Here is a 15,490-nt window from a genome sequence, read left to right as displayed (position 1 = left end):
TATAAAACTAAAACACAAAACGAATGAAAAACGAAGCATCAAGTAACATCAAATTGTTCGGAAAAATTACAGCAAAATCATTATTTGCTTGGATAAAAGTCGCTTTTATTGGGGTTTTGATTATGATTACCAATATTACAATTGCTGTCATTTTATTTAGTGATAATCCAGGTGGCGGTTTTCCGGCTGCGGGACATGCGGGAATTTTAGGTGCGATTTTAGGATTTTTTTTTCTTTTTATGGTCGAGTTTTGGTCGGCTTTGTTATTAACGGTCGGAATTCTCGCACCAGTTCTGTTTATTATTTTAGCTAATAAAAATGCAATTGCTTCCGCTATTTATAATGTCTGGAAATTCAAAATTGCTGATTTTGTGGAACCTAAAATTGAGTTTTATGTTGATAAAATTCTTCAGAAACAACCAGATTTTCTAAAGAATATTACAGATTGGAGCGTTGTAAAAGTAAAACTGCTGGATACAATTAATAATGATTCGCAAACGCCTAAGCTACAGAAGAGAATAATCAAATTTATTCTGAAAAAAATCAAAATGGATGATGTGGATTTTAAAAATCCGAATACCAATCTGAGCAGTATTTTATCTTTTAAAATAAGACAATTCATAGAAGGTTTTGCAGAACCAGACCTCAAATTAGTTTGGATATTGGTAGCCATTGATATTGTGTTGATTATTCTGGCTTTTGTTTTCAATAAACATTAATTATTTACCATTCATATATTTCACATTGACAGTTTAGATAGGTTCTGAATAATTAATTCCCGAAATTTGTACTCGATTTTTCAAACAAAGAATTATATTTGAAAATTCCAATTTTGAAAGAAAATGGCATTTATTCCTTAAAATAAAATAATTTAATAATAGAAATGGAGAACAATATCTTAGACTGTGTGATTGTAGGTTCTGGACCAGCTGGTTTTACAGCAGCAATTTATGCAGCAAGAGCAAGTCTTAAACCTGAACTTTTTACAGGACTAGAACCCGGAGGACAATTAACAACAACAACGGAAGTAGAAAATTTTCCTGGTTATCCAGATGGAATTACCGGACCGGAAATGATGCTTCACCTTCAAAAACAAGCGGAACGTTTCGAGACTAAGGTTCATTATGAAATGATTTCCAAAGTTGAGTTTTCCAAAGTAAGAGGCGGGATTCATAAATTGAGTACAGGTTCTCGTGAGATTTTGGCGAAAAGTGTGATTATTTCTACAGGTGCAGCTGCAAAATATTTGGGTTTGGCAGATGAGAAAAAATATGCTGGTGGTGGTGTTTCGGCTTGTGCAACTTGTGACGGATTTTTCTACAGAGGAAAAGATGTAATCGTTGTGGGAGCAGGAGATACAGCGGCAGAAGAAGCGACTTATCTTTCCAAAATCTGTAACAAAGTAACTTTGTTGGTAAGAAAAGACCATTTCCGTGCTTCAAAAGTGATGGTGGACAGAGTTCTAAGCACTTCTAACATCGAAGTAAAATATAACCACGAACTCATCGGAATCGAAGGTGAAAACTCCTTGGTTGAAAGAGCTAAAGTGGTTAATAATTTGACAGACGAAATTTCTACAATTGATGTTCACGGAATTTTTATCGCCATTGGTCACAAACCAAACACAGGAATCTTCAAAGGGCAAATCGACTTGGACGAAAACGAATATATCATTACAGAAGGTAAATCTGCAAGAACAAATCTTCCTGGAGTTTTCGCGGCAGGCGATGTTCAGGATCATCATTACAGACAAGCGATTACGGCTGCAGGAAGCGGTTGTATGGCGGCAATGGATGCAGAGAAATATCTTGGTGAATTGGCTGGAGAAAACCATACTTGGGTTGAACAATAATTGTTGAACTTAACATAACATAAAAACATCGGGATACCTCTCGGTGTTTTTTTTGTTATAATATTTAAATTAGAGATGATTCTTATTTGATTAAAAGTAGAATTAACTTAAAATTGTATTCTTAAAAACACAACTAATGAAACTGATTTCAATCTTGTTTACTTTAATAGTAATTCAATTTTGTGAATTCAAAGCGCAAGAAAAAGTAACTAAGCTCCCTAAAGAAGACCAAAAATTAATCACTAAAGCATTGAGTAATGATAAAAATTTTGAATTACAATACATAAAGAAAATAGATTCTTCTCAAAACCGAAATGTAATTTCTCATTATAACAGCGATTTCTTTCTGTCGAGTAAAAGAATTTACTCTTACAACGATAATAAACTACAGCTGGTTCGATATTTTGATTCTTATTTTGAAGATGATACTAAAATTTTTATCATTACGTAGTGAATCAAAATATTCGTATTCAGATGGATATGAAAAAATCGTGTCAACATTTTTGAAAAACGGTAAAGAATCAGGGAATGAATTGGTTGAAAAAAACTTTGATGTACAAGGAAGAATATTTCAAAAAATATCGATGTCCCATAATAAAAATGGTGATTTGAAGATTATTGAAACTTACAAATATAATAAGGATGATGTAATGGTTTGTGTAGAAGAGTATAGTGACACAAGAACTCCAAAATCATTTGAATCTTGTACAACTTATCTCATTGAAAATGGAAAAATCACCAATAAAATACTTGGGATAGAATATGTTTATGATAACAAAAATAGATTGATACAAGAAGTCGCATTCACTGATGATGGCAAACCTAATTTTGAGAATCTGTATATCTATGATGATAAAAAAAATACAATGGAACATCAGCGATATAGATTCAGCGATTCAAGATTTTTGGTTGCAAAAGAGCAAACGTTTTATAATACCGACGGTTTACCACAAAGGATCATTTATTTTGGAATGAGCGAAGATGACAGAATGCTTCCAGAGAGATTATTCCTCATCTTTTACAATGAGAATAAAAAAGAAAAAATACAGGTCGAGCTGAAATCCAAAATCTTTGTTCAAAAACAACCTTCGCCTCCAATGTAATAGAAGTTATATCACAAATCAAAACCGCTGAAGCATTTCTCCGGCGGTTTTTAATAAAGAACTATTACAAAAAATTGATTTATGATGAAGTGTTTTTAGAGGAATAATTACTTGTCGCTAAAGGCCAATTTTGCATTAGTATTAGGTCTACTTACAGTTCTTTTCTCGTCTTTATTGTGAATTTTGTAGTACAGAAATGCGATGAAGGTTGGCTTGTGATAGATTTTATAATATCTATATTCTGTATGGAAATGTCTGAGGTTAATTTTGTAGAAATCATAACCGATTACAACCAAAAGACAAATGCTTATCACATAAAAAACTCGGAATTCCAGATGATAATAGGTCAATCCAGAGAACACAGCACCAAGAACATAAGCCGTCATAATGCTTAGTAAAAGTTTCGCTTTACCCATTAATTCAGGGTTTTTTCTGAATTTTTTCTGAGTAAACATCGATGCCAAAATTCCCAAATCTGTAGTTGTTCCTGTAAGGTGCGTTGTTTTTACAGAGAAGTTCGAGATACTCGCTGTTAAACCGTTTTGCAAACCAGTTGCAAATAACATCAGTGCTACCAAAACTTCGGTTTCTCCCAATGTTTTTTTATAATAAAATTGTCCATAGATTCCCACTGCTAAAAGACAGAGTATTTCTAGTATAATTGGAAAGGCATGAGCGAAATATTTACTTTTCTTATTAAAATTGATAACACTTAAGTTGGCTACAAATCCTCCAAAGAAGAATAGGAAAATCCATCCTGCAACTACAGCAACCTGTGCCCAGTTTCCTTGGCTAATTTCTGCTGCAAAAATCGCATAATGTCCTGTTACGTTGGACGTAAATGAGAGAAATATCAATAGAGATGCTATATTTATAGTCCCTGCAGTGAATGCAGTCAGCGTCCCCAGTCTAATGTTGTCTCCCAACGTTCTGCTGTTACTATAATTCCTTAACATAATTTATTATTTAAAATTGATTTGATGTGTTTTTTGAGTATGTTTTTTTACAAGAAAACTTCAGCCAATCTTCCTTTTTCAGGAACAAATTCTGGCGTTTGAGTTAGAACTTCGATAGCATTGATGTTTTTGCACTTTTTCAGATAAGGCGTCAAATCAAATTGTCCTTTGCTGAGATTTTTACTTTTCACAGAAGAGAAGTAAGCCTCGTCTATCGCAGCAGTTTCGATATAACTGTTGAAAGTTCTCTGGAAGCTTCCTGTGAAAATGTCACAAGTGATTTTGTTGATCAGGTTTGGATATTTGTTGTTGATAATGCTGTAGGCATCGCAAAACTCCTGAGATCTTATTTTTCCAAAAATTGTACTTTTGGTCGTGAACAAAAGATCTCTGATAGAGTCGCCCATATCATATCCCGAAACGAAAAGGATATGATATTGGTTCTCATCATTCTGTTCCGTTTTATTTTTTAAAACTTTTTTCAATACGTCTAGAGACTCTAAAGAAAAATCCGTAGCAATTAAAATGGTTTTGATCATAACTATATAATTTTGTGAGTTGTTATTTTTTGATAATACAAAACTATACTCACCAAATTAAAAAGTCTTTGGAACGAAATTAAAATGTAATTAAAGAGATTAAAATGAGATTAGAATTTTATTTAAGGAAATTAATTTTGGAACAAAATCTAATTTAAATAAATAACTATCTAAGGTAAATAATGATTTGGGCAGCTTTTCCGCCTTCCGCTCCCAATCTTTTTTGCAGAAGCTTTTTCTCTTAATAGAACTTTAGTACAAGCAAAAAAGGATTTCCGCTCAAGTCGGGCTGCGAGTGATTCAACGTTTTATTCCGTGGGAACATAAATAGGAAAACGAATTTGAACCGTGGTGCCAACATTTTCTTTAGAATTCACAATCAGTTCACCATTATGGATTCTGATAATGTTTCTGGCCAAAGGTAAACCAATTCCGTAACCTTCATAGTTTTTCGTATTAGAAGCCCGGAAAAAGGGGTCGTAAATTTTATCCATCTCAGAATCCGGAATCCCGATTCCCTTATCTTTTATAATCACATAAACGTGATCATCTGTTGCACCAAGAGAAACTTTAACCTGTTGAAAATTAGAGTATTTGCAACCATTATTGATGATGTTCGCCATTGCGAGGTGCAGAAGCTGCTCGTTACCTTGGACTTTCAGTTTTTTAGGATTTTCGGGCAACATACTGATATCCATAAAAACATTATTCTTAGAATTAATTCTTGTCGCAGTTTCGATAACATCCCAAAGCAACTGATCCATCCTTACTTTATCCATTTTCTGGATTTTACCATCAAAACCCGTTTGGGCTATCATCAGTAAAGCCTTGATTTTCTTATCCAGTTTTTCGGCTTCATTCAGAATAATCTGAAGTGTTTCCTGATAATGTTCCTCCGATCTTCTGATTGAAAGTGCAACATCCGCTTCACCCATAATCGAGGTCAAAGGTGTTCTCAATTCGTGAGAAACATTCCCAATCAAGTGGTTTTGTGTTTCAAAAGACGTTTCAATTCTATTCAACATATCATTGAAGGTATCAACCAATTCATTCAGTTCAGTATTTCCTGGCTGAGGCTCCAGTCTAAGATGCAGATTTTCTGAACTTATTTCTTTTACTTTACCCGTAATTTTAAGAATCGGGCGGAATAAAGTCTTCGATAAATAGAAAGAGAAGATCATCGAAAAGAATAATGCTAAAACCATACAAGTAATCAAAGTCCTTTTCAGGTAGCCCAAATAATAAACTACATAATGGTTTTGCGCAGAGGCTATTGCTATGTAAGTTTTGTTGTTTGAGGTGAAAGATTGTCCTATATAATAGAACTCTTTATCGTTAAAATTAGCTTCACCTTTTTTTACAATGCTTTTGAAAAAAGTATCAGGAATATGAATTTGATTCGAAATCTGGCTGTAATTAGAATCCTTCGGAACCTCGAAAACATAATCTTTTTCCATCGGGAGTTCTTCGTCATTCAAGCTATTCAGAATATGATTTTCAGGAATATCAAGATGTTCTTTACTTTTCTCAATTTGGACAATTGTTGTAGCTCTGATTTTCAGTAATTCGTAAAACCGTTGATGCGAAAAATTAACAATGGAAAAATATACCAATCCACTGAACAGCAGAATTACAACTGTAAAAACCAGCATAAGAAGAAGCATTGTTTTCGTTTGGTTGGTAGGATTTCCTTTCAGCATTTTTTAAGATTTTTTTAGAACATAGCCCATTCCTATGACAGTGTGGATCAATTTGTCATCATCCTGATTATCGAGTTTTTTTCTGAGATAATTAACGTAAACATCCACAACATTGGTTCCCAGTTCATAGTTCACTCCCCAAACTGCTTCCAGTATTTCTGCTCTGGAAATTACTTTTTCCGGATTATTCAGAAAATAGAGTAGAAGCTTATATTCTGTTGAGGTTAATGAAATTTCTGCTCCAGCGCGGGTTACTTTTTTGGTGTAATCGTTAACGGTTAAATCTGAAAATTGATAAGTATTTTCATCATCGATTTCGTTAGATTCAGTTCCGTTGCTATGTCCACTTCTTCTTAAGAGAGATTTGATTCTTGCCACCAATTCTATGAATTTGAAAGGCTTCACAAGGTAATCATCGCCACCACTTTCTAGTCCAAGAACAATATTCTCGGAAGAATCCAAAGCGGTTAAAAATAGAATAGGAACGGTTTTATTCTTTTTTCGGATTTCTTTACAGACTTCCAAGCCGTTGATATCAGGCAACATAATATCCAAAATGATCAGATCAAAATCGTTGTCTTCGACCAATTTGATACCTGTGGAGCCGTCCAAAGCTACGGAAATCTCATAATCCAATTCTTGCAGTCCTTTTTTGATAAAGGAAACAACACTGGATTCGTCTTCTATCAGAATAATTTTTTTCATAACTAATTCTACAAAAATATAAAATTACGGTTATTAGAAAAACTTTGCTGGAGTATAATTAATCTCTTCTGTTGGATGTTGATAAAAGTGCAAGGCCTAAAACAACAATAGCTAATAAACCAAAGTAGTTGGAAGATGTATCGTGCTTTGCATCTAATAGAAAAAATAATAATCTACCCAATTTATTGATATCTCTTTTTAAGGTTAAGAAATAACAGAATTAGATTAATTATTACAAGCGAAATAATAATATAATTGTCGTAGTCGCCAAACATAAATACTTTTTAGTGTGGCAAAACTAGTTTTAAAGGGGGAATTGGGATTCAGTATTAATACTTAAATAGTTTTAGTTTATATGATTAAAAACAAAAAGTCGAATAATAAGATGTTTAAAATGGTGATTTTTAGTTTGTTTTAATTTCTGATAAAATAACTAAATGTCAAATTTTTATGAGTTCAAAAGAAAACAAATACTCTATATGTATCTGTCACGGAGATATAATTGATAGCATAATGGATTTACGCATCCCTTTAGATAGACCTTAAGACTTACTTTTATTAATTTAAATAATATATTCTAGTATACGTATACTGATTATATAATTAACAAAATGGTACTAAATTTATAAACTGAACCCCCTATTTATTTTTATAGTGCTTCACTAATTAGTTGAGTTTTAGTTAAATGATGTTATTTGAGTAAGTTTCTTTTAAGTTGTTCCATTTCTGCCTCAAGATCATCTAATCGACTAAATAAATTAGATGGATCCGGAAATTCAAATGTAAAAGCACCTTTTAGCTCCCATACTTCTTTTATATATATAGGATTAAGATTAATATTGGGGTAACTAACTCTATCTATATTATCAGACTTACAGAGTAAATTGTTGTATTTTGAAATTCTATTTAAACATCTTTTAATAAGAACACCGTCTTCAGATTCTTCCCAGTCGTCATGAACGATAATATATATTCTTCCATCTCTTATATCGTCTTTCCAGTTTTCCACCCATTCTCCAACTGCAATACTTCTATTGGGTAATGTTGGGTGCATAGAATTTCCTTTATTCTCAAACATACGAAATGTGCCATTATTTAATCCAGGTACTCTGTATGTAGGTAATGTTCGCATAAATTTTGGTTTATAATAACCGTCTAGATATCCAGCTCTTGCTTTAACAGGAACTAGCGGGATGTTTTCATCATTATTTGAGTCTACTACAATGACTTGAGGTAAATGGTTGTTTTTATTAGTTCCTTTCTTCGCTTCAAAAGCTGAATTTACCTTCAACATAGGTTCTTCTCCAGATATAATGAAATTACCATCTATATCTTCACATTTTGTGAATATTCTTTCTGGGTCAAATGTGTTTCTAATGTACCAATTGGATAAAGTATTAGGTTTGATATCGAGAAATCGTGCAAAATCGGCATCGGTATTAAAACCGTAATGTGATTTTATTTTATTGAGTATTAGTATTTTATCAATTTTAGACTCCATATCTTTTATTTTTTTTGAATATATTCACAAATTGTGTTTATATTTGTTCACACAATAGGAACAAATTGAACAGATGAACAAAATTACACAAAAAAGGAACAAGTATAATACTGCTGTTCTGAATGAGATAGGCAAAAAGTATGCAATAACTCCTAGATATGTACGGCAATGCATTACTGGAGACAGAGTAGGAATTTTTCCAGATAAAATAAAAGCAGAATATAAAGCTATCGAATTGAAAATGAGAACAACTTTAGAAAACGAAATAAATAAACAATGACATGAGAAAGTTTATCCATTATTTTTTTTGTTACAAAAAAATAGATGTTATAGATCCAAAAACGGGTAACAAGCAACAAGCAAAATACATTCTGTTTTTTGGACTGCCTTATAAAATAATTTATAAATGATATCAACGCTTAACTATGTATCAATTCTATAATAATATTTTAACAATACCAGGACGTGCTTTGTATGATGGTTTGAATATTATGACTAAGTCTAATTATGATAAACATTGTCGTTTGAATAAGTTCAATCGGGTGAGAATGGGAAAAGGTTTGAATAATACTGCTTTAATAGAATTCGAAAGTATACCAGAAAAATTCAGAACAAAAATTATTAAAAAGATAGGTTATCCGAGTAAACCTAAAGTTAAAAATCAAATTTTTAATTATTACAAAGATGATTATGATGCCCAAGAGTTTTTTACCAATTATTTATTAGATGATTATAAATCATTATCAAAAGAAAAACAGGATGAATATTCAATAAATGCTCAAATGTTAAATGCTTTGGATATCTATATTTTAGAAATGATAACATTCCGAAAAAGCAGAGGCGGGAAAGCAATGTTAACAATGGTTTGGCAAGATGCAGCAAAAGCTAGTGAAGATGTGAAAAATGAAATAGGACATACATTACCAAAATCGATAAGACGATTAAAAGAAAAACTGGATGTTTATAAGGTTGAAGGTTATAAAAGCTTGGTTTCAGAAAATTTTGGAAATAAAAAAGCTGCTAAAATAAAAGATCATAAACAAGAAGCTGTTTTAAGACAATTACTTAGGGATCATAGGAACTTAGATAATGAACAGATTGTGACTATTTATAATTCGGTTGCCAAAATCCAAGATTGGGCAGAGCTTTCTGCGAGTACAATTGGTAATTATAGAACGAAATGGAGTCTTTTAACTTTTGCAGCAACCAACGGTGAAAAAAGATTTGATAACAAAATATCAATGCAGGTAAAACGAGAGACACCATCCCTGCCCCTTATTTATTGGACTATCGATGGATGGAATGCTGAACTTCTTTATCAGAAGACAGGAAATGGATTAAGAGGCCAGTCTGTTACAACATATCATAATAGATTAACAATGGTTGTTGTGCTAGATCCCTTTATCAAATATCCTGTGGGTTATGCAATTGGAACACAAGAAAATGCAACATTAATAAAAGCAGCTTTGAGAAATGCCGTACAACACACAGAAGAACTATTTGGAGAAAAACACAAAGTTCTACAAATACAGGCAGATAACTACGCAAAAAAAGAAATGACATCTTTTTATGAAATAGTCTCAGAAAAATTTACGCCTGCAAAAGTGGGTAATGCAAAGTCGAAAGTTATTGAACCTTGGTTTAAATATTTTAATAAAACATATTGTCAATTATCCCCAAACTGGAGCGGTCAAGGAATAAAGTCAAGAACTCAACCTAATGGCGAATATTTAAATAAAATACGTCACTCATTTCCAAGTCAAAATGAGTGTGAGAAACAGCTAATCCAAATGATAGAAACCGATAGAAACAAACTCAGAGAAAAATATTTAGAAGGATATGGCAGATTACCTGAAAATGCAAAAAGGCTATTTAACAAAAAGGAATATCTAATGCATTTTGGTGAGACAACAGGATTTACAAATAAGGTTAGTCACAATGGTCTTCATATATCTATTAATGGTAGAAAGAGAGAATATGACAGTTTTGATATCAATTTTAGAATGCACTCTCATCTGGATTGGATAATCAAATTTGACTCAAATGATTTAAGTGAAGTGTTAGCGTACAATGAGGATCAAAACTTAAACTTTATTCTTTTACAAAAACATATACAGCCTATGGCTTTGTATGATCGTAAAAAAGGAGACACTGAGGAATTAAATAAAATTAACCAGTTCAACAGAAACACAAAAAACTTCATTTTGGAAAATCAACTTAAGGATTACAACACAGTTAATCAGTTATTTATTAGTAATCCTAATCTGGACAACACATTAGCGAAAATGCTGATTATGGACAGCAAGGGACAACATAAGAACAGGTTAAATGAAGAAAAAATACTAAATGCCAGAAAAAAATTGGAAACCCAAAATAAAGTGATTGAAAAGAAAAAAGACAAAACGTGGCAAAATGATCAAAAGGATTATTGGTCTAACAAAGTAGATATCAACAAATACATTAATGAAGAAAATGAATAAAGATTTAAAGTTAAATATAACAGAAAAACTTGAAGATTATTTGAAAAAAAATGAGATGTCTGCCAATGAGTTTTCCGATTCTTACAATATTCCTTCAAATTATATCAGCCAAATAAGAAATGGGAAAGATTTTGTGATGGCAGGTGAAGATAAAAAAGTGATGATACACCCCAAATATTACCGACAAATCGCAAAAAGCATAGGCTTTAAAATGGAAAAAGAATATTGGAGAACAAAGGTTACACCTCAGTTTAATCAAATTTTAGGAGTCTTGGAAGATGCTAAAGAATTCGGATATACAAATATCATTATCGGAGAAACCGGATGTGGAAAGAGCTATTTGTCTGATCTTTTTGTGAAGAGCTATATCAAAGATGCCTTCAAAATAACAGTAGGATCTATGGATACTATTTCTGATTTGTTAGATAAGATTTGTGAATCATTAAAAATCCAATCAGGAACAAGTAAATCAAAAAGAATTAAGGATATCATCAAAAAGCTTACGAGTCTAAAACTTGAAGGATATGAACCTATTTTAATTTTTGATGAAGCAGAATATCTAAAACAATCCACACTTTGTAATATGAAAGAACTACACGATCATCTAAATCAACACTGTGGGCTTATTCTAATTGGAACCGATCAATTAATCAAAAAATTAGAACAATTAAGGAAAAAAAATAAGGATGGGATGCCGCAATTTTATAGCCGAATCAAATTCGGGATTAGATATTTGAAATCAATTGATACCAATTTTTCAGAATTTGTTGGCGGTTTTCAAGATAAAGACTTAGTCAAATTTCTTCAGAATTATTGCACAAGTTATAGAGAGTTGCATGATGTTTTAGTTCCGGCTATGCGAGAAGCAGATAGGCTGCGAGAACCATTAACAGAGAACCTGGTAAGAAAAGTTTTAAATCTTCCACCATTATGAAAAAAGCATTATCATCAACAGATATCCTTACAAAAAAATATAATCTGATAAAATGGGACGGCAGCTGGTACGACAATTTTAAACACCCAGAGTCTAGAGGGGTATGGTTTATTTCAGGTAATTCGGGTAATGGTAAAACGGCTTTTATGTTACAATTAGCAAAAGCTTTATCAAAATACGGACGAGTCTTGTATAATTCTTTGGAAGAAGGCAATTCTCTTACAATGCAGGAAGCCTGGAAACAACAAAATGTAGCAGAATGCGGCAGAAGAATTCAATTGATTAATGAAAGTATATCGGAGCTTGAAATAAGATTGGATAAAAGACAAAGCCCGGATATTATTATCATAGACAGCTGGCAATATACAGACCTCAACTGGGAAAGATACCTCCTACTAAAAAGAAAATACCATAATAAGCTTTTCATTTTCAATAGTCAGATGGATGGTAGCAAGCCAATGGGGAAAACAGCTCTCAGAGTGCAATACGACGCAGACTTGAAAATCTGGGTAGAAGGGTTCAAAGCATTTTCAAAAGGACGTTATCTGGGACCAGAATGGGAAAAAGGATATATCATATGGAAAGAAGGTGCAATAAAATACTGGGGACAATCAACAAACAATTAAAATATCAAATACAACATGAACAAAGACGTACTTTTCAAAGTATTACAGCTAGACAGCATTTTTGAAGTTCTGGATTGGGCGGAACGAGTAGCAATCCATATTTACATTGCCGGAAAAGAAAAAAGTACCACTTCTAAGATTTTTGACATCTATGAGTGGATTCTTACAAACAATTGGGAATCACCAACAATGAAATATGGAGATGACAGATTACAGTATTTCTTAAAAAATGAAATATGGGAACCTCTGGAAAACTATAAAAAATATAATCCCGAGATTGAAAAAGCATTAAATCAATTAAAATAAATAACATGAGTGAAGACGGAAGAAAATTAACAACCAATGAACAGAAACAAATAGAACTGAATAGAGCAATAGATACTCTAGCTATAGCAAAGAAACAACAATCACAGAAAATTGGTAAATATGTATATGACCCAAGATTGAATGCTTATTTTTTCAAAGAACATAAAATCATCAATAAAAATGAAACCGAATATTGAGATAGAAGCCGAGTTGAAAGAAACAGTAGTAAATCTGGAAAGCAAAATAGAAGAATGTGATGATAATGAAGAGAGAAACTTATTAATGATAGACTTATATAAAATAAAAAGAAAATTAAAAAACATACAAAATGGAAACAGTAATTGATATCAAATCTTTATCAGCAGAAGAACGCAAAAAAATAATTCAGGATGCTAGAGAATTAGATAAAATAGAGAGAGAAAACAGAAGTAAGAATATACAGACTTATAAAGAACTTTCTTCCGAGTTTGTAAACAGTAATATTGATGATTTGGTTTTACATCATAATATCACGGATAGTTTAATAAAAAAACTATGGAACGATTATAAACCTCTACAAGCTTTGAAAGCTTCTGTTTATGGTACAAAAGTACATCAACAAGACAGCCATACATCAACATTAGAAGATGGCAGTGCAAGTATTACCATTGGATACAACGTTACTATAGGATTTGATGGTACAGAAAGCCAAGGTGTCGAGAAAATAAAAGAGTTTATCAACTCCTTATCAACAGGTGATGATAATAATAAGAAATTATCTGCTGCAGTTAATACTTTCCTGAAACCTAATTTTAAAACAGGAATGCTAAATCCAGCCAAGATTATTGAGTTATCCAAATTAAAAGATCAGTTTAATGACAAAAGATTTGATGAAGGGCTGAAGATTATCTTTGATGCACAACAGAGAAGACAAAACAGTATGTATATCAGTGGCTGGAAGTTTATAGAGATAGATTCGGTGCCAAGAAAATTGGAATTTAGATTTACAATATGATGACAAATTCACAATTAGATATAGTTGTTTTGATATCAGGTGTTTGTTTCATCTTTGGAGTTTCTGTAGGTATAATTGTTTACAATATAACAATCAGAAAACCGTAAGACTGTACCAGCTATATTCTAACAAATAAAAAGATGATGAAAATTAATTCATATTGGTACTCACTTGATGAGCTCAAATCTGCATTAGAAAAAAAGGGCTATACCATTTTGACTTTGGAGATTAGCACAAGTGCTAGAGATTATCCTCTTTACGAGACATATGCGCTTAAGGATTATGAAGATGCCAATTGCTTGAACACAATAAAAAGCGTTGCTCTAAAAGAGTTTGATGTTAAACCAAAATTAGTTTAAAGAGTTAGTATGAAAACCCAACTTGTGAAAAAGAAAATAACTTTTTATTTTTGTATTAATGTCTGATAATCATAGATTTTTAAAGCGTAATGTAAAAGTAAGAACATTCTTTACTGAGTTGGAGAAAAAAAATCCACAATGGAGGATTAGTGCCCTAGAAAAAGAAACAGCTGATCATTTTTTTATTAGTGAAAGGACAGTTAGAGCAATCATAAAAGGTACAGGTATCTATTCTTCCGAAACTTAATCTTAACAAAAAGACCAAAATATAAATTATTTTGGTCTTTTTTATTATTAATTAATATTCTTTAAACTCTGATACTGATATCTCTGTTTTAATTGATGATAAATAGTTGTACTGAATAATTGATGATACGCAACAACCGACTCTGTAAGTTTTATTTCGGTGTTATCCCAAGACTCATCTTCAATACCTTCTCTCAATAATTGGATTGGTTTAAATTGAATACCTTTTAAAAACTGCAACTTTTCTGCAATAGCATCCAATAAATCAATTTCCATAAGTTCATTATTATATTGCTCGATCCATCCTTCTTTACAATATAGAATCACATCCAATTTTACTTCTCCTTCCAGAAATTGTTCTGTCATAGTTTCATATTCAATAGAACGAAATCTGATAAGCGCAGAAGTCCAATAATTTAATACCGTCTCATTTGGATAATTAAACTGTTTTCGAAAAATGTCAACATACTCTATTCCCTCAATGCCGTTTAGTGCATCTTTTACTGCTAAAAATAATTCTTTTCTAGGTGTCATAATTTCTATCTTGTTAATTATTTTTTTTGTAATTCCCATCAATAACCAACCTTCCCTCATCTGTGAAATAGATGTTCTTCACATCCACACCATCATACTGAAGGTTTTTCTTCGCTTCAATCAATACCGGAGTAATGTCATCGTCTTTTAACATTTGCTCTATGCCCACACCTAGTTCAGGTGATTGCTTGTATTCTCCCTTGTAAGCTACTAAAATGTGTTTCTGATGTTGGTTGTCGGAATAATCAACAGCAAAATCACCATTTTTAATAACTAAATCGTCTGTAAATAAAAAGTCTTTCATTGACACAAAATTCGTTTCTCTACAATTTGTATGAAACCTTTGAAACGCTCATTTCCAAAAACTGAACTGCTTTTTCCAGAATATTGGCAACCATTGTTTGGCGATTTCTTTTCGATAATAAAATCCGGCAATTTTGTATCGAAGATTTAGGCAGTAGAATATGAAATCATAGTCACCGGTGACGAAGTTATCAGTTATTCTTCTAAAACTTTTAATAGATAATGTGATATCAGACAAAAGAATGGTAAACATTTTTTGAATGGCAATTATTCTGTCAATGGTTATTTATTTATAAAAAGGACGAATGCTTATAAACATGATTTGGTTGCCTATTTAAACATCAAATTAAAG

The 15,490-nt window shown here is 31.9% G+C and carries 20 protein-coding genes; 13 read left to right on the top strand and 7 right to left on the bottom strand.

Translation table 11 applies throughout. The features are described 5' to 3' along the window. Positions 1-23: 23 nt before the first annotated feature. The 4 genes from BUR19_RS10170 (at position 24) to BUR19_RS10155 (ending at position 2,955) form a co-directional block, all read left to right on the top strand. Positions 24-719, top strand: coding sequence for a hypothetical protein (locus tag BUR19_RS10170; protein ID WP_074235220.1), 696 nt, complete (start codon positions 24-26; stop codon positions 717-719). Between the two features lie 164 nt (positions 720-883). Beyond that, the gene (gene trxB, locus BUR19_RS10165; RefSeq protein WP_074235219.1) at positions 884-1,852 is read left to right on the top strand and encodes a thioredoxin-disulfide reductase; all 969 of its coding nucleotides are present in this window, start codon (positions 884-886) and stop codon (positions 1,850-1,852) included. Between the two features lie 136 nt (positions 1,853-1,988). Then, positions 1,989-2,303 carry a hypothetical protein gene (locus BUR19_RS10160; protein WP_074235218.1) on the top strand — a complete coding sequence of 105 codons (315 nt, stop codon included), beginning with the start codon at positions 1,989-1,991 and terminating at the stop codon, positions 2,301-2,303. 133 nt (positions 2,304-2,436) lie between these two features. Continuing rightward, positions 2,437-2,955 (top strand): hypothetical protein, encoded by a 519-nt coding sequence (locus BUR19_RS10155; protein ID WP_139297309.1) that lies wholly within the window; start codon positions 2,437-2,439, stop codon positions 2,953-2,955. Positions 2,956-3,062: 107 nt separating this feature from the next. Here the strand turns inward: BUR19_RS10155 and BUR19_RS10150 are convergent, their stop codons facing one another. The 5 genes from BUR19_RS10150 to BUR19_RS10130 all read right to left on the bottom strand — a co-directional run bounded on the left by BUR19_RS10150 (position 3,063) and on the right by BUR19_RS10130 (position 8,356). Beyond that, positions 3,063-3,911: a YoaK family protein gene (locus tag BUR19_RS10150; RefSeq protein WP_074235216.1), complete on the bottom strand. Its 849-nt coding sequence runs from the start codon at positions 3,909-3,911 to the stop codon at positions 3,063-3,065. Between the two features lie 47 nt (positions 3,912-3,958). Continuing rightward, positions 3,959-4,450, bottom strand: coding sequence for a hypothetical protein (locus tag BUR19_RS10145; protein ID WP_074235215.1), 492 nt, complete (start codon positions 4,448-4,450; stop codon positions 3,959-3,961). 308 nt (positions 4,451-4,758) lie between these two features. Continuing rightward, the gene (locus BUR19_RS10140) at positions 4,759-6,150 is read right to left on the bottom strand and encodes a sensor histidine kinase (RefSeq protein ID WP_074235214.1); all 1,392 of its coding nucleotides are present in this window, start codon (positions 6,148-6,150) and stop codon (positions 4,759-4,761) included. A gap of 3 nt (positions 6,151-6,153) precedes the next feature. After that, a complete protein-coding gene (locus BUR19_RS10135) occupies positions 6,154-6,855 on the bottom strand; it encodes a response regulator transcription factor (protein ID WP_074235213.1) in 702 nt (233 codons plus the stop codon). Positions 6,856-7,546: 691 nt separating this feature from the next. Beyond that, positions 7,547-8,356 (bottom strand): LexA family transcriptional regulator, encoded by an 810-nt coding sequence (locus BUR19_RS10130; RefSeq protein ID WP_074235212.1) that lies wholly within the window; start codon positions 8,354-8,356, stop codon positions 7,547-7,549. 73 nt (positions 8,357-8,429) lie between these two features. Between BUR19_RS10130 and BUR19_RS10125 the strand changes: the two genes are divergently transcribed. From BUR19_RS10125 to BUR19_RS10090, 9 genes are all read left to right on the top strand, one after another. Further along, positions 8,430-8,636, top strand: coding sequence for a hypothetical protein (locus BUR19_RS10125; protein WP_074235211.1), 207 nt, complete (start codon positions 8,430-8,432; stop codon positions 8,634-8,636). 145 nt (positions 8,637-8,781) lie between these two features. After that, positions 8,782-10,836, top strand: a complete 2,055-nt coding sequence (locus tag BUR19_RS10120; protein ID WP_139297308.1) for a hypothetical protein — start codon at positions 8,782-8,784, stop codon at positions 10,834-10,836. Further along, entirely contained in the window at positions 10,820-11,770 is a 951-nt protein-coding gene (locus BUR19_RS10115; protein WP_074235209.1) for an AAA family ATPase, read from the top strand. Before BUR19_RS10120 ends, BUR19_RS10115 begins: the two co-directional genes overlap by 17 nt. Beyond that, positions 11,767-12,396 (top strand): P-loop NTPase family protein, encoded by a 630-nt coding sequence (locus BUR19_RS10110; RefSeq protein WP_074235208.1) that lies wholly within the window; start codon positions 11,767-11,769, stop codon positions 12,394-12,396. The genes BUR19_RS10115 and BUR19_RS10110 overlap by 4 nt, the downstream gene beginning before the upstream one ends. A gap of 15 nt (positions 12,397-12,411) precedes the next feature. Next, on the top strand, positions 12,412-12,702 hold the full coding sequence (locus tag BUR19_RS10105; protein WP_074235207.1) for a hypothetical protein: 291 nt from the start codon (positions 12,412-12,414) through the stop codon (positions 12,700-12,702). 5 nt (positions 12,703-12,707) lie between these two features. Continuing rightward, a complete protein-coding gene (locus BUR19_RS10100; RefSeq protein WP_074235206.1) occupies positions 12,708-12,899 on the top strand; it encodes a hypothetical protein in 192 nt (63 codons plus the stop codon). Beyond that, positions 12,883-13,047, top strand: coding sequence for a hypothetical protein (locus BUR19_RS18960; protein WP_175565894.1), 165 nt, complete (start codon positions 12,883-12,885; stop codon positions 13,045-13,047). The genes BUR19_RS10100 and BUR19_RS18960 overlap by 17 nt, the downstream gene beginning before the upstream one ends. Beyond that, positions 13,031-13,696 (top strand): DUF3164 family protein, encoded by a 666-nt coding sequence (locus BUR19_RS10095; RefSeq protein ID WP_074235205.1) that lies wholly within the window; start codon positions 13,031-13,033, stop codon positions 13,694-13,696. The genes BUR19_RS18960 and BUR19_RS10095 overlap by 17 nt, the downstream gene beginning before the upstream one ends. 140 nt (positions 13,697-13,836) lie before the next feature. Further along, complete coding sequence (locus BUR19_RS10090; RefSeq protein ID WP_139297307.1) at positions 13,837-14,055, top strand: hypothetical protein; 219 nt, start codon at positions 13,837-13,839, stop codon at positions 14,053-14,055. Between the two features lie 294 nt (positions 14,056-14,349). Here BUR19_RS10090 and BUR19_RS10080 read toward each other — a convergent pair whose 3' ends face one another. After that, positions 14,350-14,835 carry a hypothetical protein gene (locus BUR19_RS10080; protein ID WP_139297306.1) on the bottom strand — a complete coding sequence of 162 codons (486 nt, stop codon included), beginning with the start codon at positions 14,833-14,835 and terminating at the stop codon, positions 14,350-14,352. A 13-nt stretch (positions 14,836-14,848) separates the two neighbouring features. Further along, positions 14,849-15,139 (bottom strand): oxidase, encoded by a 291-nt coding sequence (locus tag BUR19_RS10075; protein WP_074235202.1) that lies wholly within the window; start codon positions 15,137-15,139, stop codon positions 14,849-14,851. Positions 15,140-15,490: the final 351 nt, after the last annotated feature.

Origin of the sequence: Epilithonimonas zeae, from assembly GCF_900141765.1 — a bacterium.
In the GTDB taxonomy this organism is placed as follows: domain Bacteria; phylum Bacteroidota; class Bacteroidia; order Flavobacteriales; family Weeksellaceae; genus Epilithonimonas; species Epilithonimonas zeae.
The sequence above is the reverse complement of the archived record's forward strand: the minus strand, read 5'-3'. Positions and strand labels throughout refer to the sequence as shown.

Bases quoted from the DNA above. Each gene is read 5' to 3' on its own strand.
- BUR19_RS10160 (WP_074235218.1), top strand. From the start codon at position 1,989: ATGAAACTGATTTCAATCTTGTTTACTTTAATAGTAATTCAATTTTGT.
- BUR19_RS10150 (WP_074235216.1), bottom strand. From the start codon at position 3,911: ATGTTAAGGAATTATAGTAACAGCAGAACGTTGGGAGACAACATTAGA.
- BUR19_RS10155 (WP_139297309.1), top strand. From the start codon at position 2,437: ATGTCCCATAATAAAAATGGTGATTTGAAGATTATTGAAACTTACAAA.
- BUR19_RS10115 (WP_074235209.1), top strand. From the start codon at position 10,820: ATGAAGAAAATGAATAAAGATTTAAAGTTAAATATAACAGAAAAACTT.
- BUR19_RS10075 (WP_074235202.1), bottom strand. From the start codon at position 15,139: ATGAAAGACTTTTTATTTACAGACGATTTAGTTATTAAAAATGGTGAT.
- BUR19_RS10135 (WP_074235213.1), bottom strand. From the start codon at position 6,855: ATGAAAAAAATTATTCTGATAGAAGACGAATCCAGTGTTGTTTCCTTT.
- BUR19_RS18960 (WP_175565894.1), top strand. From the start codon at position 12,883: ATGAAACCGAATATTGAGATAGAAGCCGAGTTGAAAGAAACAGTAGTA.
- BUR19_RS10145 (WP_074235215.1), bottom strand. From the start codon at position 4,450: ATGATCAAAACCATTTTAATTGCTACGGATTTTTCTTTAGAGTCTCTA.
- trxB (WP_074235219.1), top strand. From the start codon at position 884: ATGGAGAACAATATCTTAGACTGTGTGATTGTAGGTTCTGGACCAGCT.
- BUR19_RS10130 (WP_074235212.1), bottom strand. From the start codon at position 8,356: ATGGAGTCTAAAATTGATAAAATACTAATACTCAATAAAATAAAATCA.
- BUR19_RS10090 (WP_139297307.1), top strand. From the start codon at position 13,837: ATGATGAAAATTAATTCATATTGGTACTCACTTGATGAGCTCAAATCT.
- BUR19_RS10100 (WP_074235206.1), top strand. From the start codon at position 12,708: ATGAGTGAAGACGGAAGAAAATTAACAACCAATGAACAGAAACAAATA.
- BUR19_RS10080 (WP_139297306.1), bottom strand. From the start codon at position 14,835: ATGACACCTAGAAAAGAATTATTTTTAGCAGTAAAAGATGCACTAAAC.
- BUR19_RS10140 (WP_074235214.1), bottom strand. From the start codon at position 6,150: ATGCTGAAAGGAAATCCTACCAACCAAACGAAAACAATGCTTCTTCTT.
- BUR19_RS10170 (WP_074235220.1), top strand. From the start codon at position 24: ATGAAAAACGAAGCATCAAGTAACATCAAATTGTTCGGAAAAATTACA.
- BUR19_RS10110 (WP_074235208.1), top strand. From the start codon at position 11,767: ATGAAAAAAGCATTATCATCAACAGATATCCTTACAAAAAAATATAAT.
- BUR19_RS10105 (WP_074235207.1), top strand. From the start codon at position 12,412: ATGAACAAAGACGTACTTTTCAAAGTATTACAGCTAGACAGCATTTTT.
- BUR19_RS10120 (WP_139297308.1), top strand. From the start codon at position 8,782: ATGTATCAATTCTATAATAATATTTTAACAATACCAGGACGTGCTTTG.
- BUR19_RS10125 (WP_074235211.1), top strand. From the start codon at position 8,430: ATGAACAAAATTACACAAAAAAGGAACAAGTATAATACTGCTGTTCTG.
- BUR19_RS10095 (WP_074235205.1), top strand. From the start codon at position 13,031: ATGGAAACAGTAATTGATATCAAATCTTTATCAGCAGAAGAACGCAAA.